The organism is Pseudomonas sp. S49 (assembly GCF_009866785.1).
Lineage (GTDB): Bacteria > Pseudomonadota > Gammaproteobacteria > Pseudomonadales > Pseudomonadaceae > Aquipseudomonas.
This window is the reverse complement of record NZ_CP019432.1, coordinates 3322771-3340125: the sequence shown is the minus strand read 5'-3', so window position 1 is coordinate 3340125 and position 17355 is coordinate 3322771. Positions and strand designations below refer to the sequence as shown.

Genomic DNA, 17355 nt, shown 5'->3' with positions numbered 1-17355 from the left:
GACACAGCGCCTGTGCGATTGACCACAAGCTAATCATTAGGCGAGCAGGTTCCGAGGCCGTTCAGATTATTTTCAGGTGACGAAACAGACCAAAAGAAGGCAGCGCCGAATGCCGCCAGCGCCACCTTCAGCGACTGCCGGTTAATCAGGCCTTGTTGCCAGCCTCCTGGAGCGCCTTTTCAGCGTTGAAGCCGTCGAAGTTTTCGAACACACCCATGAAGCCAGGCACGGTCACCTCTCGCGCCCAGTCGCGTTGCAGTTCGCAGTACATTTGCACGCGGCTGATGAGCTTCGCCCCCGCCTGTTCCATTCGGCGCAACGCCGCCTCGTGCGCGGCCAGCGACGTGCCGCCCACCGCATCGATCGGCACATAAACCTCATAGCCTTCCTGGATCGCGTCGAGCACCGGGAAGGTCAGGCAGGCTTCGGTCCACAGCGCGGTCATGATCAGTTTCTTGCGCCCGAGCGCTTTGACTGCCTGCTTGAACTCGGTGTCCTCCCAACTGTTGATCGACGTGCGGTCATAGGTTGGCAGATGGCCGAGCACCGCTTGCAACTCTTGAATCGGTGGTTTGTTGCGGCCCGTCGCGACATTGACGGTCGAGTGGATGATCGGCAGGTTGTAGTTGACCGCCGCTTTCGCAACGCTGGTGATGTTGAAGACCAGTTCATCGCGTGGCATCGAGCGGATCGAGGACACCTGAACCGGTTGATAGTCGATGACGATCAATGCTGAATTCTCGGGCGTCAGCAGTTGATCGGTGTGGGGGTTGCGGATTGCTTCGCTTGCCATTTGCAGGTCCTTTTGTATGGGTAACGCACGCGGGTGAAACGGCCGGAGCCCGTGCGGCTAAGGGTTCCAGAATGCACGCGAGTGGCGCCGTGCCTGGAAAACCCATTGTGCTGTTCCCATATCCGTCGCAGTAGTAGCATCCCGAGGCGAACTGTGTCGCGCCAAGGGGAACGCGAAAATGGATATCGAAGAACTGCAAACCTTCGTCGAAGTGGCCGATGCCGGGGGCATTTCCCAGGCTGCGCTGCGGCTCGGGGTCTCGAAATCAATCGTCAGCCGCCGGCTGGCCCGGCTTGAAGCAGAACTGGGCGTGCAACTGCTGGCACGCTCGACGCGCGGGGCATCGCTCACCGAGGCCGGCGCGACGTTCCGCGATTACGCCGCCCGAGTCTGTAGCGAAATCGACATCGCCAAGGAAACCATCCTGCCCGCCGGCGCCCTGCGCGGTCGCTTGCGCGTAGCAGTGCCGTTGTCGTTCGGGCCGACACATTTCGCCCCGGTGCTGGCGGAAATGGCGCGCCGTCACCCTCAATTGCACATGCAGACCTGCTACAGCGATCGCTTCGTTGACCTGATTACCGAGGGCTACGATTGCGCCATTCGCGTGGGTTATCTGCAGGACTCCAATTTGATCGCAAGACGTATCGGCCCGGTCTACACCAAGCTCGTCGCCAGCCCGGACTACATCAAAGCGCACGGCGCCCCAGAAACCCCGGACGAACTGCACGCCCATCAAGCGCTCATGCAAGGCACCGAAGCCTGGCAATTCATGGCGGATGACAAGATCATCACGGTTCGCCCGCAAGGACGCTTCAAGGCTGACAACGGCACTGCCCTCGCTGCGGCCGCAGCTGCCGGCCTCGGCGTCGCCTACTTGCCCGATTGCCTCACCCACGAACACATCGCCTCGGGTGCACTCGTGCCGATCATGACCAACCATCCACCGCCCCCGGCCGGTGCGTACCTCCTCCGCGCGCCAGGCCCGCATCCCGCGCGCAAGATACGCGTGCTCACTGATCTGCTGATCGAGTACTTCGGCGAATCGCCGCACCTCGCGGTGCAGCCGCTGTCACAGCACGATGAAGCGCCGGCGTCTGGCTGAGGAAAGCTGAAGCCATGAAAGGAGAATTGAGGTGCCGCAACTACTGCAAAGCCCAACGCGTCGGACTGCCTTCTTGGCAGATACGACGGCGCTGATCCTGTTTTTCACCACCACCGGCATCATCAATGAACGTTTCATTGCCGGCATGACCTGGGATCAGGTTCTGCACGCGCGCCTGCTGGGCGCGGCGCTGATGATTCCAGTCGCGCGACCTTACGGCCTATGGCGGGATTGGATGATGACGCGCGCCGGTCAGGGTCGAGTGTCGAGGTTGCTCTGGGACAGCATCGCCCTGGTCAGCTTTCAAGTGCCGATCTATGCGGCGATCATTGCCTTCAGTGGTGCATCGGGCGAAGGATTGATGCGCGGCACGCTGGGTGCGGCGGTGATGATGCTGGTTCTGGGGCGGCCTTATGGGGCGTTTCTTAACGGGGTGCGGAGGCTGTTTGGCTTGCCTCCGGGTGGGGACAGACCGATGTCGTTGAAGGGTTGAATCAACAGCCGGAAGCAGTCGCTCGAGAAATACCGCCGACGCAGCTTCTTGATGAGTAGAAAGCTTCCTCCCACTCCTACAATCGGGACGGTGGTTCACGTCCTGCATTGATCTGTGAAAAGACATGGTCTGGATCTGCCTGGCACCAATATTTGAACAGTAGGCTTGGTTCGGAATCTGCAAAATACTGACTCAGAATGCTCTCGGCGGGGATCGTCAATTTGGGTTCAGGCCATTGCTGAGCTAAAACACCTACGTCTTTGCCCGATAAACAAATAATCCACGTCGCCTTGCCTCCACTGATGGCAGGCAAGTACCCCATACCTTGGATCGCTTCGCACAATGTGCGCAGTGTTAGCGTTGGATCAAGCTTGATTGATGTTCCATGACTTTCCAGATCATCCCCGGCATGCACGCTATCCCGATCAATGCTGATGACACACATGAATGCTCCTTGCCAACGTCGTGCGGTTACTTGAATGACAGTTCCCAGTCGATCTTATACCCCCTCCCCCGGTGCGAACCTATGAATCTCTTCCACGCTGCAAATGGCCATTTACTTATCGAATTCGGTGAGTTGTCGGATGCCGACTGGAAGTCGCTGGAAAGCAAACTGGTTGATGCCTGGGGCTTTCGACGCGTGGGCGAAGTCGTTGTCGGCCTGGACGGAACAATCTGCCCCGACTTCGAGCGCCAGGACCTGACGCTCGCTGCAGGTTGGGACATCTGGTTAGGGTATCACTTGCTGTCTGAGTGCGCCGCCGGCGACGATTTTTTGCAAAGAATGTGTGATGAGCTGCAGTTCTGAGGTATCCATTTTCGGGATTTCAGGTAAAGACCACATTTATAAAACATTTCGTGTTGACAGATTTATTTGCGAAAAAATGTATAGCCAACAATGTAAGTGCCTAGTTTATTAGTGCGAGCAGTCACCCACACGGCATATATACCGCGACCAATTTGCTCGTTCAAATCTGATTTGTTTGTGCAGAGTTCAATCCTGCGATCCGTGTCTGGAACACTGATCCACAGACCAGCCTCGCAACGACTGTATTTCCCGATGGGCGGCCCTGGATAAGTAACTTCATACGCAGACTCATAACTGACAGTTTCACCAGGCAACAGGTAGGCGGCGACAGAATAACAATTTAGAGAAAACATCAAACTCAGGCAGAAACCACCCAAAAAAGACTTTATCGTGCTTCTTGCCGTTGTGCCGGCGCGAATTGTTGGAACTGCAAACACAACCCCAAAAATAGCGCCAGTCAGCAGGTATGTCGTCAACTCCGGAATTTCCGGCATTAAAATTGTTCGTGATGAAATGTTGGCGGCCCAAAAAAAATAATTAATCCACGCCCCCGCAAGTAAAACCACAACAGCTGTAATAACTCGTTTCTTCATTATTTTCTTTGGTGGGCCAGGCCTTGTTTCTTGCATGCTATTTCCAGGTAATGCTTGGGTAGTTTATTAAGCGCGTCTCTGAAGTTATCTGTGGTTTCCTGGTCTCAGTATCCCTTGTTCCGATAAGCATCAGTATCACGTTGCATCAGGAACCATGTTTTGTCCCTTATTCTCTTTCAAGATTTCGTTTCAGACGCCCAAGGTCCCTATTGACCAGCAACTTATGGACCAAACCCACCGGCAACATGTAGATGCGCCCAAAGACGTTATGCGTTACGACAGAGGATGTGATCGTAAACACACAATCTGTTATCGAAAGGCAAATCATGACATCCAGATGTCGGTCGCGCACGCTCAGAACGAGCAGGTCGGGGGCAGTATGCTCCACCAGAAAAAAATCCAGCTTTTCTCCAGTCTGTACGGTTTCTCGCCTGGCGCCGGAGAACCCGCCGATGCGCTTCACCCCGAACAGTGAGGAAATCACGTCCCTCGTCCGAAAAGCCAGTCGCATGAACAGCCCCGGCTTGGCCCTCATGAAGTTCCAGGCATCAAGAGTGGTTATCTCAACAGGTAGAGGCATCGAACTGCTGTGATAGTAATCAAGATCGGGCAATGCACTCAGGGTGTGAGCGGGTGATGTGTTGGCCATGCATGTTTCCTGTCGGTGGTCCGACTCGTCACTCGACAATGAAGATTTCAGGGGCGAAAACATCGGGCCAGGCCATCAGTGTCTGACGAGCTGACCCAAGTGTTTATGCGCCATTCGCGGGACGGGCCCACTGCCCGATAAAGTCGCCAATTCTGCGCTCAATGCCACTCTCAACGGTCCGCAGCCGCAGAATGGGAATGCCGCTCTTAGCCAGAATCTCATTTTTCATGGCGTCCCGAGCGGCCTGTACGGGGTGGTCGTGGTACCCGCCATCGACTTCGATCACTCCTATCGGTTGCTTGCCCACTTTGAAATAGATCACGAAATCGCAACTGGCGCGCCGCATGAACGCCTGTTGGGGCTGCGTCCAGTCGAGGCCAGCCGGTGATGCAAGCTGATCCAGCTGAATCTGTGTGTGGTATTTCAATGCCTGGCACGCCGGGGCCGACAGTGCCTCGCGCAGCAACCGGGCCACGATCTGCTCGGACTTGTAGCGTGAATCCTCAGGCCGCAAGCGAGCGTCCAGGCGTGCCAGAGACTGGTCGTACTCGCGGTACAGCAAGTCGAATGCCGAGACCACCGGCGCCCGCACGATCTGCTCGTCTTGCGCGTAATAGCTGATGTAGCGGATCAGCGCAGCAATGTGGCCATTGTTGCCCGTGAACACCTCATCGCCGGTTACCAGGGTGAAGCGATGTTTGGCCCGCGAAACGGCCACGTTGATCATGCGGGGGTCGTCGACGAAATCCAGGCGTGTTCGCCCCTGGTTGTAGCGCTTCTTGTCGAGCACGGTGGAAAACACGATCTCGTCGCACTCGCGCCCCTGAAACTTGTGCACGGTGTCCTTGACGAAATCCGCCGGCAAGTGCGTGCCGGACAGATTAACTTGTGCCCTGTACGGGGCAATGTAACCGCGGCCTTCACCGTCCATTCCGACGGGTTGCCCCTCCTCTTCTAGCACCTTCAGCAGGGAGTCCAGTTCCCGAAGGTTGGTGTTCTTCCGGGCGTGGTTGCCCTTGGCCGTCACCACCAGACGCAGGGGCGCTTCGCCGTTGTCCTCGGTCATCGGCACCAGTGCGTTGTCGTAAAACTGCTGGTTGCAGAACTGGATGATCCTGGGGTGGCAGCGGTAATGCTCTTTCAGCAGGGTTCTGGGCAGCGCGTCCTGGAACACCGCAATGCACGAATCGAGCAAGCTGTAGCGCTCGCAATCGTAGGCCTCGGCGGGCGCTTGCAGCCCCAGCGTCACGGGGATATGCGGCAACTGGCGGTTGTCGCCCACGACGATCAGGTTCTTTGCGCAGCCCAGCGGCAGGATGCCCGGTACGATGTCCTGCAAAGAGGCTTCATCGATGATCACGTAATCGAGGACCGCTCCCGGCGCGATCGAATTGACGATGGAGTGCGTGCCGCTGCCCAGGATAGGGAAGCGCTGCATAAAGGTATCGAAACGCTCGCAGTAGGTTTTGACATCAAAACTGTCCGACGGCGGGACCTGAAGTTGCAGGTGGTGCTTGAGATGCTGCATCGATGCGGTTGTCAGTTCTTTGAGCAGCGCCGTGAAATTCGCGCGCGCCAACGAATCACGGCACGCCTGCAGCTGCGCTTCCTTGTCCCGGAGCGACTTGTCGTAGTAATGCATTTGCAGGGCATGGAAAACGGCCATGCGCGCCTCGGCGTCGGCGAATGGCCTGGTGCGAAAGATCCTGAATTTGAACAGTAGCTCGATACGGTCTTTGAGATGGATGCGCTGTTCGCCGAGGTAAGCCAGGTAGGCCATGAGGTCCGCAGTCTTGCGCGGTGTCAGGCCGTACTTGTCGAGCGTACCGGTGGCCTGTACAGCGCTTTCTGCCTGCCACTGCTGCAGGTAGCGCCGCTCGATGACCAGCTCGTCCAGCTCGATTTGCAGTTGCGCCGCCCTGTTGTGGTCTTGCAGGTGCTGCTTCAAGCGTGCCAGCAGGTTCTGGACCTCATCGAGGGATGGTGCCGCCTCGGGCGCACTTGGCGTCCACGCAGGCAGGTCGTCGAAGAAGGCCTGGCGTTTGCTCTGGTTGCCAAGCTTGGCGACCAGGTGGCCCAGGCCGTATTTCTCCAGCTTTTCGTAGACGTTCTCCACGGCAGCATTGTTGTTGGACAACACTGCGACTGTCTGTCCGCGTAACAGAATGTTGGCGAGGATGTTGAGGATCGTCTGGGTCTTGCCGGTTCCTGGCGGCCCTTCGATCACGCTGACTTGCGCGCTGAATGCCCGCTCGACGGCCTTAAGCTGACTCTCGTTCAGCCCGAACGGATAGATCAGCCCCTGCCCCGGCGCCAGCGTGCCGTTGCGTCCCGTACAGTAGGCTTGCAAGGCAGTGCCAGCGATGGCGGGCAGTTTTTCGAGCTGACGCACCACATTGTCGGCAATTTCACGATCATCCTGCGACTTACCGTGACTCTGTCGGGCTTGCGCCACGGCAGTGAGATAGCGGAAGACCGGCGTGTCCCGCATCGCTGTCGGAGCGGTAAAGCCGATGCCGTCCATTTTGTGAACATAAGGTTTTTTGCCGCCCGGGTAGTGCACGACGGCATAGCGCTCGCCGTAAATCGTAGCGCTGACGATGGGCTTGGTGCCGCCGCGCTTGTGCAGCAAGACATTGCTCAACTCGCGGGTGGGCGAAACCAGACAATTACTGAGCGGGCGGGTGTATTTTTTCCTGGAGGGATAGTGACAGGTCAGTTGCAGAAATGCGTCCCTGTCGCTCCAGCGAATCGCCCAGTCGCTGATCTGTGCGGTCTTGTCCTCACCATCTACCTGAATTGAAGCCATATTCCTCATCCCTGAACGCATGACATCCGGCTTCACGTCGCGCCGGATGGCTATTTCTCCTGAAGTGGCCATATTGCCATCATTGTGTGCAGGGTCGATAGCCGGTTCATGCGTTAAGTCATGCCGCAATCCTTCACTCTGGCTGTTATTGGACGGCAGACAAGATCAATGCAGTTGCCGCTGCCTCTGCAGTTCCCTCTTTAACCAGGCGCTTGCTGGCTCTACTTTTTCTTTACATCGCACCGCATACGCTCGGCCACTCAGGCTGCTTTCAGTGGCAGCAAGATCGATGAAGTCTTCCGCGCTGTGCACCCTGTTTTTGCCTTCCAGATAATCCAGCTTCTGCTGTAGATGCACCCGCGCGCGGGGTCCCGGGTATTCGATTCCGTTACGCACGAACTGACACGGGCTGTGTTCGACAAAGTCCAGCAAGGCCTTTATCTCTTGGGTGGCTTGCGGGTCGGTTTGGCCCTGCGCATCCGGAACGATGGCGGTAAGGCCGCTGCCCGCAACCACTAGCAACAGGCTGAAAAGCCGCACCATATCCCTCACCCCCTATCCTCTGCGCGACAATGAAAGTATCGAAGTGAGCACCAACAGAGACCACGGCGCCCCGCACCATCGTTCGTCGATGACCCACGCGCTATAACATCCTTTCCAGCCCGATGGCGCTGCTGAGCCACGCATTGAAGTGCCGCCACCAACTCCCCGGCTCCTTGGTCAACGTATGCTGTTTGCCCTCATCCTCGGTGACCCAGACCATCTGATTCCTTTCCAGCACAGTGTGGTAACTGAGCGCCGGCGCCATACCTTCCAGTGCCAGTTCACGCACCCGTCCGGCGAGTTGCGGATTATCGACCAGCACCCCGACTTCGGTGTTCCACAAGAGTGAGCGCGAGTCGAAATTGAACGAGCCGATAAACGCTTTCTGCTGGTCGAAAATCATCGCCTTGCTGTGCAGGCTGGAGTCTGAACTGTTGGAGGATCCGCTATGAAAAAGACGCGTTCCGCTGCCGCTGCCACCATTGTCACCGGCCTGACGCCGCAACTCGAACAAGTGCACACCATGCTCCAGCAAGGTTTGCCGATACGGGGCGTACGCACCGTGCGCGGCGGGCACATCGGTGGCCTCCAGGGAGTTGGTCAGCAAGCTGATCGACACGCCGGCGTCGGCACGGCCGGTCAAGTACACCACCCCCGGTTCGCCCGGCACCATGTAGGCCGAGACCATGATCAGTTCTTGGGTGACCCCGTTCAGCTCGGGTGCCAACTGGGTGGCCAACAGCAAATACGGGGCGGGCTCGCCCTTCGACAAGACCTTGCTCGGCGCGTCCCACAGCGCTTTGTTCCAAGCCCAGATCAGCTCCTGCCGCCAGACCTGCAGGCGTGGATGCGTGGTGTAGGTCATCAATTGCTGGTACAGCGCATGATTCTGCTTGCGCGTTTCCTCCAGGGACTCCTCCAGCCGGGTGCGGCTGTTTTTCAGGTCGCGGGTCGTCGGGTGGATCGAGAGAAACTGCTCGATCGGCTTGCTCAGCGCACTGTTCCAGTACTCATCAAAACTATGCCCCAACTGCTCCGCAACCGGACCGACACTGAGCATGTCGATGTCTCTGAAATTCTTGTCGGGCTGCGCGTCAAAATACTCATCGCCCAGATTGCGTCCACCGACGATGGCGACGCAGTTGTCCACCACCCACAGTTTGTTGTGCATGCGCCGGTGCTGCTGCGACAGATTGAACAGCCGGCCCATCGTCCGCGTTACGACGGTACTGCGGCCCAGGTGCAACGGGTTGAAGACGCGGACTTGAATCTGCGGATGCGCAGCCAGTGTGGCGATAATCCGGTCAAGGTCATCACTGGTGGTGTCATCCAGCAAAATCCTCACGCGCACGCCGCGGTCGGCAGCGGCCAGCAGTTCGCTCACCAGTATTCGCGTGCTGATGCCGTCGTGGACGATGTAGTACTGCAAGTCGAGGCTGCTTTGCGCATTGCGAATCAACTCGGCGCGGGCCGAGAACGCCTCGGCACTCTCGGACAACAAGCGAAAGCCCGATTTACCCTGATGGGGAGCGGCCTGAGCCAGGATAGAACGACCGAATGCCGAATCGCGCGCTGGCAGGGCCTGACTGGGTTCATGAGAAACATTGACGGTCGCACAACCGGCAAAGAGCAAGACAAGCAACAGAAAGATAAACAGTGGCTGTCGGGTTTTCACGGAGCGTACTCCGACGGTGACGATCAGGGATGCCGGATCCCGAAGAACGGCCTGTTGGTTCCCTCCATCACTCTGGTCGACTCGACCTTGCGCACTGTTTCTTCGATCTGCGGGGTTGTTTCAGGAGCGTAGTTCATCCGCTGTCAATTGCGGGAATTGCCCAAGGTGGAAAAGCGCGTATCAATAGCCAGCGGCCAGAAAAAACACAACTGGCAAAGCTGATGAAAATGACACCGCAACTCATTTTCGTATCCGCTACGATTTGGCGACCCATCACGCCAACCGCAACGGGTCCGGAAGCGGCCGCTGATCAACGACCGCGGCCGAACCGCAGCACACATTGCTGTCAGGATTTATCAGTGAGGGCTGGCGGTCGGACGAACCACAATTTCACTCACATCGACATCGTCGGGCTGGTCGATGGCATAGGCGAGCGCTCGCGCGATGGCGTCGGCGTTGAGCGCGACACGCCGAAAGGCTTTCATTTCCTCGCGTGCCACCTCATCAGAGATGGTATCGGCCAGTTCGGACTCGACGACCCCCGGGCACACCACCGTGACGCGGATCTTGTCCGTTTCCTGGCGCAAGCCATCCGAGATCGCCCTGACCGCAAATTTGGTCGCGCAGTACACCGCGGCGGTCGGAGAAACCGCGAGACCGCCAATCGACGAGATATTGATGACCTGGCCGAAACCTTGTGCCTCCATGTCCGGCAAAACGGCGGCGATACCGTGCAGCACGCCGCGAACGTTGACATCGAGCATCTGGTTCCACTCATCGACCTTCAACGAAGTCAAAGGCGACAGGGGCATCACGCCTGCATTGTTGATGATCACATCGACCTTGCCATGTTGCGCCTTGGCGAATGTCACGAAGGCGTGCATGGATTGCAGATCCGTCACGTCCAGTGCGCAGGCACTTACCGAGCCACCTTCGGCGTGGATCTCGCTGACCAGTTTGTCCAGACGTTCGGTACGACGGGCGCCGAGTACCACATGGGCACCTTTGGCGGCGATCAATCTGGCCGCTGCTTCGCCAATGCCACTGCTTGCACCGGTGATCAGGACGACTTTGTTTTGAATGTTCGACATATCCGTAGCTCCTGCTTTGTGCATTGAGGTTCAGCACCGACCGTTGACATCGCGGGCGTTGCTGCGGGGTACGTCGAAAAGATTAAAGGCACTGGCCTGCTCGGCGCGTGCCAAAAGCTGCGCAACCTTTGCCTATTCGTGTCTGTATGCATCGCCCGCAAACCCTGTGGCGGACCGGCACTCAAGAGCCACGGAACTCGCTGGGCGTTACGCCCACCTCGCGACGAAATACCTGGGAGAAGTGACTGGGGCTGGAGTAGCCGACCTCCAGCCCGATGTCGATGACATTAAGCCGGGTCTCCAGCAACAAGTGCCGCGCACGCACCATGCGCAAGCGAATGAAGTACTGCGACGGCGAAAGCCCTGTCGCACGCTTGAACAGGCGGCTGAAGTGGTACTCGCTCAGTTCGGCCAGTCTGGCCAACTTTGCCAGGCTGAACTCAGCGGCCAGATCCGCACTCATGGCATCAGTGACTTTGCGCAGCTTGTAGGCTTGCAAGGCGTTGACTCGACGTCCGGGTCGGGTCTCGGCGCGATAGCTGCGCACAAGATGTACGGCCAGCGCCTGAGCCAGAGACCGGACGAACAGAGCACTGGGCAAGCGCTCCCCGACCAGTTCGGTGCGCAGCTGCTCCATGACATACGCGACGCGCCCATCCCGTGCGCCGGAAACATCGCGAAATCGAACAGCCCCGGCATGCTCCCCCAACAACTCCCGTGACGCTTGCTCAATCAGCGGCAACCCCAAATAAAGATGCATGACTTCGAAGGTATCGCCTCCGTACGTCTGCCAGCGCATTTCATAAGGCTCATCAGAACTGGTGAGAAAAAAATCGCCGGCACTGACTTCTGCCGCCTCCCATGCCCCACCCGGCAGGCGCTCCTCCACCCTCGCCGCCCCCGCCAGAACCAAAACGAGCAGCGGTTCTACCACTGCCGGCACGAGAATGGGCTCAATGACGCTGCGATGGGTGAACAACTGAATCACAACGTCCTTGATTTCCAGACGCGGTGTAAACGTCTGCGCATCGCCTGGCAGATACTCACGCATCGATTCCCCAGTGATGCGCAAGTCCTGGCTGGATGTCGGTGCCTGGGACGTTCGCACGGTAGTTGCCATGAACAGGTCCTTTTAATAAGGGAGGCCGGATCGATGATATCGGGCTTTTTTCGCTGGCTGAACCGAGCGGCGAACCGTCCTCACTGATATTCGGCGCAAAACCCCGACAGCGTAGGCAATCTCACGAAAGCCGGCTTCGCCGCGCTGCGAGACAGTAGGCCCGTCGCCGTTGAAAGACACGGCTTATCCCCTACTTGATCACAATGCTGGAGAACATCATGACCGACATCAAGCACAGCACCCCGAACGAAGTGGCAGGTAAAGTCGCCCTGGTGACTGGCGCGGCCAGTGGCATCGGCAAGGCCATCGCACTGCTGCTGCATGCCCGCGGCGCCAAGGTCATTGCTGAAGATATAAACCCCGACGTGGAAGCGCTGGCCCGCCCTGGTCTGGTACCACTGGTGGCCGACATCGCTAAGGACGGTGCCGCCGAGCGTGCGGTCGCGTTGGCCGTCGAGCAATTTGGCCGGCTGGACATCCTGGTCAATAACGCCGGCATCATCATCAACAAGCTGGTCATCGACATGACTCGCGAGGACTGGGAACGCATTCAGGCGGTCAATGCCACGGCGGCCTTCCTGCATAGCCGTGAAGCGGTCAAAGCGATGATGCCCAATAAATCCGGCTCGATCGTCAACATCGCGTCCTACGCCTCCTACTTCGCCTTTCCCACCATTGCCGCCTACACCGCCTCCAAAGGCGCACTGGCGCAACTGACGCGCACCCTGGCGCTTGAGGTCATTGGCCACGGCATCCGCGTTAACGCGGTTGGCGTCGGGGATGTGGTGACCAACATCCTCAACCATGTGGTCGACGATGGCCCTGCTTTTCTTGCCCAGCATGGCGAAGCCGCACCGATCGGCCGCGCCGCACAACCGGAAGAAATCGCCGAAGTGGTCGCGTTCATCGCCTCGGATCGTGCCAGCTTCATGGTCGGTTCGGTGGTCATGGCCGACGGCGGCATGACTGTCACAGCCGGGTGAGCCACTGCAGGAAAAAGCCGCTGCATGCTCGGCAAGCCCGAGAGGATCAGGCAAATCTGCGGCAGTTTCGTCGTAATACCTCTGCGCTTGGCTACGTAATATGAAAGCACGCAACGGATGCAGACACAGGCCACGGCAGGCCGCTCAGGTGAACAACGTCAATGAGGACTGAACAATGAAAAACGCCAAACAAGCCGCGCCTGAGCATCGTTACGCAGGCATGTGGGTCACCGCGGATGGATTCATCCGTCACGAACTTCTGGCCTCTGGGCGTTACGACGAGGCCCGTGGTAAAAATAAGAGCGCTTATCAAGGCCGCTACGAAATGGTCGGTGACTACATCCAGTACTGGGACGACACCGGCTTCACCGCCGACGGGCATTTTCATGACGACGTGCTGTATCACGCCGGCATGATCCTCTATCGGCAATGAGCACTTTGATTATGTCGGATGAATATCGTCTGCCTGGACAATTGCGCGCAGACGCTCATGAACACTTGTGAGAGCCTTGAAATGGAACAGAGCGATGCTTTCATCCTGCAAAACACGGCCATCTACCGCGACGAACTGGTTCGCCTGCTGACGCAACGCTTTACCACGCCCGGGATCTATGAGACCGCCATTGCGCCCCTGCATGTCATCCGTTTTGACACGCCTTCGGAGCTTATCCATACCGTGCACAAACCGGCACTTTGCCTGATTGTGCAAGGACAAAAGGAAATCGGCCTGGGCGACGACCAATACCTGTACGACCCGCTGAGTTACCTGGTGGTCTCGGTGACGCTCCCGGTTGCCGGGCGCGTGCTGCTGGCTAGCCCGGAGGCGCCCTACCTGTGCATCCGTTTTGATTTCGAGGCCACGGATATTGCCCAGGTCATCGCCGATGCGCCGGCAACGGGCGTCCCCGACGAACCTGAACTGGGTCTTTTTCTCGAGAAAGTCGATGTGCCCCTGCTCGAAACAATGCTGCGGCTGGTACGGCTGCTGGAAACACCGAAAGACATCGGCATGCTGGCGCCGCTCGCGCTACGAGAGTTGTACTACCGCCTCCTGCGAGGCGTGCACGGACGTCGGCTGTACGAACTTGCCCTCGGTGATTCGCAGACTCGACGGGTGACGCGGGCCATTGATTGGCTGAACAAACACTACAACCAACCCTTACGCATCGAAGAACTTGCCAGGGTCGCCAATCTGGGCAGCTCGACATTGCATCATCGCTTCAAGGCCGTCACCGCGATGAGTCCGCTGCAATATCAAAAGCAACTTCGCCTGCAGGAAGCCCGCCGCCTGATGCTGGGTGAAGGCCTGGATGTGGCGAGTGCCTGTTATCGAGTGGGCTACGAAAGCCCATCTCAATTCAGCCGCGAGTACAGTCGCCAGTTCGGGTGTCCGCCCTCCAGAGACGCCAGCCGGATTCGGCGCCCTGCGTGAGCCGGCGCCCTTCACAAATACCAGCGATACTCCCGCGCACTGATCTCCTGCATAAACGCCAAATGATCCTGGCGTTTATTGTCGCAATACACATCGACAAACTCCGCGCCCAGCCCCTCACGCAATTGCGGCTGGTGCTGCATCGCGCGCACTGCCTCGAACATATCCTTGGGAAAATCGATCCCGCTGCTGCGGTCTTCATTCAGCGGTGCGATCGGTTCTTTGCCCAACTCCAACCCATGCTCCAACCCCACCAAAATCGCCGCCAGTACCAGATACGGATTGGCATCCGCCCCCGCCAAGCGATATTCAACCCGCAGGTTCTTCACGTCCGACTCGGGAATGCGCAAGCACGCATCGCGGTCTTCAAAACCCCAACTGGCCTTGGTCGCCGTATTCACCGTGCCGCCCAAACGGCGCATCGAGTTCTGGTTCGGCGCGAAGATCGGCATGCTGTGCGGCAGCAGTTCCAGGCACCCGGCGACCGCATGGCGTAACGGCTGCTGCTCATTCGCGGCCAGCAGATTATTGCCCGCCGAATCGTAGAGGCTGACATGCACATGCATGCCGCTGCCTGGATGCTGCAAGTACGGCTTGGCCATGAAGCTGGCGCGGTAGCCGTGTTTAAGCGCGACACCGCGCGTGCTGCGGCAGAACAACGCCGCCCAGTCCGCCGCACGCAAACCGTCGTCGAGATGGCCGAAGTTGATTTCAAACTGACCGGGGCCGAGTTCTGCGGTGATCACCGTGGCGTCGATGCCCTGTGCCCGCGTCACTTCGACCATGTCATCCAGCACCGGCGCGAAGCGTGAGAGGCGTTCGATGTGCAGGTTCGGTTGATCATCGGCGTCGTCAGTCAGGTCGTCGCGGGGGAATTGCGGCAAGCCATCGCGCAGCTTTTTGTCGAACAGGTAGAACTCCAGCTCGAACGCCACCACCGGGTGAATGCCTTTGCGCGCGAGACGCTTGAGCACCTGCGCGAGGACTTCACGGGGTTCGAATTCGATCGGTTTTTCGGTGCCGTCCGAGGTGATCAGCATCTGCCCCAGCGGCTGCGCTTCCCAGGTCACCGGCTTCAGTGTGCCCGGCACGAGTCGGCGCACGGCATCCGGGTCGCCGTCGTTGAAGCAGTAATCGCCGATCGGGAACAAGCCACCCTGCACGCCCAGCAATACGCAGTTCTGCGGCAGTTTCAGCACACTGCCCGCCGCGACTTTTTCGAGCATGTCGACCGGATAGCGTTTGCCATAAAAGTGCCCCGGAATGTCCAGGCAAATCAGGTCGACATAACGCACCTCAGGGTAGCGTTGGCGAAAGGCACGCACTTCGGCGAGCAGGTCAGCGCAGACAGCGTCCATCGTATTTATCCTTGTTGTGATCAGGTGTAGACCCAGAGCACGCGGGTCAGCTGCTCGGTGAGGTTGCCGTAGCGGCAGCGGGTATGGCTGTCGAACTGGAAGCTGTCGCCGGCCTTCAGCGTGACGGGTTCTTCATCGTCGCCCAGCCACAACGTCAGTTCGCCTTCGAGGACGTAACCGCCCTGCTCCGAGCTGTCGGTCAGATGACGGTCGCCGCTGCTGGCGCCGGCTTCGAGATGACTTTCGAGCATCGAGAACGAGGCGCGCATTTGCGGCGACACCAGAATGTCGGTGATGCCGTTGGCGTAATACAGCGTGCGGCGCTCGTCCGGGCGCGTCACCCACGGCAGCTCTTTAGGCTTGGGCAGGCTGTAGAAATAGGTGGTCGGCACGCCGAAGGTTTCACTGATCGCGGTCAGGTCCGCCACGGTCGGCCGTGACAAGCCGCGCTCGACCTGCGAGAGAAAACCCACCGAACGGCCGATCTTGTCGGCCAGTTCTTTCAGGGTCCATTTCTTGTGCTTGCGCAGGTCGTGGATAAGGATCGCCAGCGCGGCGATTTCTTCTTGCTTGTTCATCGTCAAAATCTCATCAAATACTGTCGCGCAGTCGATACCAGGCCTTGCCGATGGCCTCCAGCGGTGCCGCGAAGTGCTTGCCACCGGGGAATCGGCCATTGCTCAAACCCTGATACAACGCCAATTCATCCGCCTCGCCGAGAATCGCGTCGGACACCGCGCGCGCGGCGGCCAATGTCGGCAGGACGCCGTGGCCCGAATAGCCTTGTAGCCAATAACGATTGCCCGCGCCGCCAACGTCCGGCGTGCGCTTGATCGTCAAATCGATGTGTCCGCCCCAGGCAAACTCGATACCGACGCCCTTCATCTGCGGGAATACCCGCTCAAGAAACGGCCGCGTCGCCGCCGCAATGTCCTTGGGCATGCCGCCGAGATACGTGCAGCCGCCGCCGAACAACAAACGGTTATCCGGTGTGCGCCGAAAGTAGTCGAGGACGAACTGGTTGTCGGTCACGCAGACATTGCGCGGCAACAGCGCCGTGGCCTGCTCAGGCGTCAGCGGTGCAGTGGCGACCTGGTAAGTGCCCACCGGCAGAATGCAGCTGGACAGTAGCGGGTCGAGTTCATCGAGATAAGCGTTGCACGCCAGCACCAGCACATCGGCGCGCACTGAACCGCGCTCGGTGTTGACCCGGAAGCCACCGCCCTGCTCCTGATAACTCAACGCTTTGCTTTGCTCGTGGATACGCCCGCCGGCGCGCTCGATGGCGGTCGCCAGGCCCAAGGCCAGTTTCAGAGGATTGAGGTGCGCGCCCTCAGGGTCGTACAACCCGGCCTGATAGCGGTCGGTGGCCACCCATTCCGGCAGTTGTTCACGAGGGATGAACTGCAAGGAATCGTGGCCCCATTTGAGGCTGGCCTCGTGTTGCCATTCGCTTAGCAGGCTGACCCGGCGCGGCATCACCGAGGTCCACAAATGCCCGGGCCGATAGTCGCAATCGAAGCCATGCCGCCCGGGCAATTCGCGCAATTCGTCGGCAGCCCAGCGCATGCCATTCCAAAGCCGTTTGGCCCGTTCATGGCCCAGCGCAGCTTCCAGCGGCGGCATATCGCAAGACCAGCCGAGAATCGCCTGCCCGCCATTACGCCCCGACGCGGCCCACGCCACCCGACTGGCTTCCAGCACCACCACGCGTTTGCCCGCCAAGGCCAGACGCAGCGCCGTGTGCAGACCACTGAAACCGGCGCCGATGATCACCACGTCGGTGTCATGTTCACCTTCCAGCGCCGGCCGATCACGCAGAATATCGGCGCAACTGTGGGCGTAATAGCTGTCGACGTGCTGGCTGGATTGCAGGAACATTCGCGACCTCATGAAATTATCTTTT

18 protein-coding genes are annotated in these 17355 nt (G+C 58.8%); 6 read left to right on the top strand and 12 right to left on the bottom strand.

What is annotated here, in order from left to right:
* Positions 1 to 145: 145 nt before the first annotated feature.
* Positions 146 to 793: a hydrolase gene (locus tag PspS49_RS14715; protein ID WP_038361513.1), complete on the bottom strand. Its 648-nt coding sequence runs from the start codon at positions 791 to 793 to the stop codon at positions 146 to 148.
* Positions 794 to 971: 178 nt separating this feature from the next.
* On the opposite strand from PspS49_RS14715, the gene PspS49_RS14710 reads away from it, so the two are divergent.
* Entirely contained in the window at positions 972 to 1895 is a 924-nt protein-coding gene (locus tag PspS49_RS14710; protein ID WP_160039937.1) for a LysR family transcriptional regulator, read from the top strand.
* A 31-nt stretch (positions 1896 to 1926) separates the two neighbouring features.
* Positions 1927 to 2388, top strand: a complete 462-nt coding sequence (gene alaE, locus PspS49_RS14705; RefSeq protein WP_160039935.1) for an L-alanine exporter AlaE — start codon at positions 1927 to 1929, stop codon at positions 2386 to 2388.
* A gap of 76 nt (positions 2389 to 2464) precedes the next feature.
* On the opposite strand, the gene PspS49_RS14700 is transcribed toward alaE, so the two are convergent.
* Positions 2465 to 2833, bottom strand: a complete 369-nt coding sequence (locus PspS49_RS14700; protein WP_127927483.1) for a hypothetical protein — start codon at positions 2831 to 2833, stop codon at positions 2465 to 2467.
* 81 nt (positions 2834 to 2914) lie between these two features.
* Between PspS49_RS14700 and PspS49_RS14695 the strand changes: the two genes are divergently transcribed.
* A complete protein-coding gene (locus PspS49_RS14695; RefSeq protein ID WP_127927481.1) occupies positions 2915 to 3196 on the top strand; it encodes a hypothetical protein in 282 nt (93 codons plus the stop codon).
* 62 nt (positions 3197 to 3258) lie between these two features.
* Here the strand turns inward: PspS49_RS14695 and PspS49_RS14690 are convergent, their stop codons facing one another.
* From PspS49_RS14690 to PspS49_RS14660, 7 genes are all read right to left on the bottom strand, one after another.
* Positions 3259 to 3825 (bottom strand): hypothetical protein, encoded by a 567-nt coding sequence (locus PspS49_RS14690; protein ID WP_160039933.1) that lies wholly within the window; start codon positions 3823 to 3825, stop codon positions 3259 to 3261.
* A 130-nt stretch (positions 3826 to 3955) separates the two neighbouring features.
* The gene (locus PspS49_RS14685; protein WP_127927477.1) at positions 3956 to 4438 is read right to left on the bottom strand and encodes a DUF2867 domain-containing protein; all 483 of its coding nucleotides are present in this window, start codon (positions 4436 to 4438) and stop codon (positions 3956 to 3958) included.
* A gap of 103 nt (positions 4439 to 4541) precedes the next feature.
* Positions 4542 to 7247, bottom strand: coding sequence for an AAA domain-containing protein (locus tag PspS49_RS14680; RefSeq protein ID WP_127927475.1), 2706 nt, complete (start codon positions 7245 to 7247; stop codon positions 4542 to 4544).
* 165 nt (positions 7248 to 7412) lie between these two features.
* Complete coding sequence (locus PspS49_RS14675) at positions 7413 to 7790, bottom strand: DUF5329 domain-containing protein (protein ID WP_127927473.1); 378 nt, start codon at positions 7788 to 7790, stop codon at positions 7413 to 7415.
* A gap of 100 nt (positions 7791 to 7890) precedes the next feature.
* Positions 7891 to 9465, bottom strand: coding sequence for a phospholipase D family protein (locus tag PspS49_RS14670; protein WP_160039931.1), 1575 nt, complete (start codon positions 9463 to 9465; stop codon positions 7891 to 7893).
* A gap of 356 nt (positions 9466 to 9821) precedes the next feature.
* Positions 9822 to 10556 carry an SDR family oxidoreductase gene (locus tag PspS49_RS14665; RefSeq protein ID WP_160039929.1) on the bottom strand — a complete coding sequence of 245 codons (735 nt, stop codon included), beginning with the start codon at positions 10554 to 10556 and terminating at the stop codon, positions 9822 to 9824.
* A 181-nt stretch (positions 10557 to 10737) separates the two neighbouring features.
* A complete protein-coding gene (locus tag PspS49_RS14660) occupies positions 10738 to 11676 on the bottom strand; it encodes an AraC family transcriptional regulator (protein WP_160039927.1) in 939 nt (312 codons plus the stop codon).
* Positions 11677 to 11894: 218 nt separating this feature from the next.
* Between PspS49_RS14660 and PspS49_RS14655 the strand changes: the two genes are divergently transcribed.
* The 3 genes from PspS49_RS14655 to PspS49_RS14645 all read left to right on the top strand — a co-directional run bounded on the left by PspS49_RS14655 (position 11895) and on the right by PspS49_RS14645 (position 14091).
* Complete coding sequence (locus PspS49_RS14655; protein ID WP_127927465.1) at positions 11895 to 12659, top strand: SDR family oxidoreductase; 765 nt, start codon at positions 11895 to 11897, stop codon at positions 12657 to 12659.
* 175 nt (positions 12660 to 12834) lie between these two features.
* A complete protein-coding gene (locus tag PspS49_RS14650; RefSeq protein ID WP_160039925.1) occupies positions 12835 to 13092 on the top strand; it encodes an Atu4866 domain-containing protein in 258 nt (85 codons plus the stop codon).
* 81 nt (positions 13093 to 13173) lie between these two features.
* Entirely contained in the window at positions 13174 to 14091 is a 918-nt protein-coding gene (locus tag PspS49_RS14645) for an AraC family transcriptional regulator (RefSeq protein WP_127930395.1), read from the top strand.
* An 11-nt stretch (positions 14092 to 14102) separates the two neighbouring features.
* Here the strand turns inward: PspS49_RS14645 and PspS49_RS14640 are convergent, their stop codons facing one another.
* Genes PspS49_RS14640 through PspS49_RS14630 form a run of 3 tightly spaced genes read right to left on the bottom strand, consistent with a single transcriptional unit; the run spans position 14103 to position 17330 of the window.
* Positions 14103 to 15449 carry a glutamine synthetase family protein gene (locus tag PspS49_RS14640; protein WP_160039923.1) on the bottom strand — a complete coding sequence of 449 codons (1347 nt, stop codon included), beginning with the start codon at positions 15447 to 15449 and terminating at the stop codon, positions 14103 to 14105.
* A 20-nt stretch (positions 15450 to 15469) separates the two neighbouring features.
* Positions 15470 to 16027 (bottom strand): XRE family transcriptional regulator, encoded by a 558-nt coding sequence (locus tag PspS49_RS14635; protein WP_127927460.1) that lies wholly within the window; start codon positions 16025 to 16027, stop codon positions 15470 to 15472.
* A gap of 13 nt (positions 16028 to 16040) precedes the next feature.
* Positions 16041 to 17330 (bottom strand): FAD-binding oxidoreductase, encoded by a 1290-nt coding sequence (locus PspS49_RS14630; protein WP_160039921.1) that lies wholly within the window; start codon positions 17328 to 17330, stop codon positions 16041 to 16043.
* Positions 17331 to 17355 lie beyond the last annotated feature (25 nt).

Bases quoted from the DNA above. Each gene is read 5' to 3' on its own strand.
- PspS49_RS14715 (WP_038361513.1), bottom strand. From the start codon at position 793: ATGGCAAGCGAAGCAATCCGCAACCCCCACACCGATCAACTGCTGACG.
- PspS49_RS14710 (WP_160039937.1), top strand. From the start codon at position 972: ATGGATATCGAAGAACTGCAAACCTTCGTCGAAGTGGCCGATGCCGGG.
- PspS49_RS14700 (WP_127927483.1), bottom strand. From the start codon at position 2,833: ATGTGTGTCATCAGCATTGATCGGGATAGCGTGCATGCCGGGGATGAT.
- PspS49_RS14695 (WP_127927481.1), top strand. From the start codon at position 2,915: ATGAATCTCTTCCACGCTGCAAATGGCCATTTACTTATCGAATTCGGT.
- PspS49_RS14690 (WP_160039933.1), bottom strand. From the start codon at position 3,825: ATGCAAGAAACAAGGCCTGGCCCACCAAAGAAAATAATGAAGAAACGA.
- PspS49_RS14685 (WP_127927477.1), bottom strand. From the start codon at position 4,438: ATGGCCAACACATCACCCGCTCACACCCTGAGTGCATTGCCCGATCTT.
- PspS49_RS14680 (WP_127927475.1), bottom strand. From the start codon at position 7,247: ATGGCTTCAATTCAGGTAGATGGTGAGGACAAGACCGCACAGATCAGC.
- PspS49_RS14675 (WP_127927473.1), bottom strand. From the start codon at position 7,790: ATGGTGCGGCTTTTCAGCCTGTTGCTAGTGGTTGCGGGCAGCGGCCTT.
- PspS49_RS14665 (WP_160039929.1), bottom strand. From the start codon at position 10,556: ATGTCGAACATTCAAAACAAAGTCGTCCTGATCACCGGTGCAAGCAGT.
- PspS49_RS14660 (WP_160039927.1), bottom strand. From the start codon at position 11,676: ATGGCAACTACCGTGCGAACGTCCCAGGCACCGACATCCAGCCAGGAC.
- PspS49_RS14655 (WP_127927465.1), top strand. From the start codon at position 11,895: ATGACCGACATCAAGCACAGCACCCCGAACGAAGTGGCAGGTAAAGTC.
- PspS49_RS14650 (WP_160039925.1), top strand. From the start codon at position 12,835: ATGAAAAACGCCAAACAAGCCGCGCCTGAGCATCGTTACGCAGGCATG.
- PspS49_RS14645 (WP_127930395.1), top strand. From the start codon at position 13,174: ATGGAACAGAGCGATGCTTTCATCCTGCAAAACACGGCCATCTACCGC.
- PspS49_RS14640 (WP_160039923.1), bottom strand. From the start codon at position 15,449: ATGGACGCTGTCTGCGCTGACCTGCTCGCCGAAGTGCGTGCCTTTCGC.
- PspS49_RS14635 (WP_127927460.1), bottom strand. From the start codon at position 16,027: ATGAACAAGCAAGAAGAAATCGCCGCGCTGGCGATCCTTATCCACGAC.
- PspS49_RS14630 (WP_160039921.1), bottom strand. From the start codon at position 17,330: ATGTTCCTGCAATCCAGCCAGCACGTCGACAGCTATTACGCCCACAGT.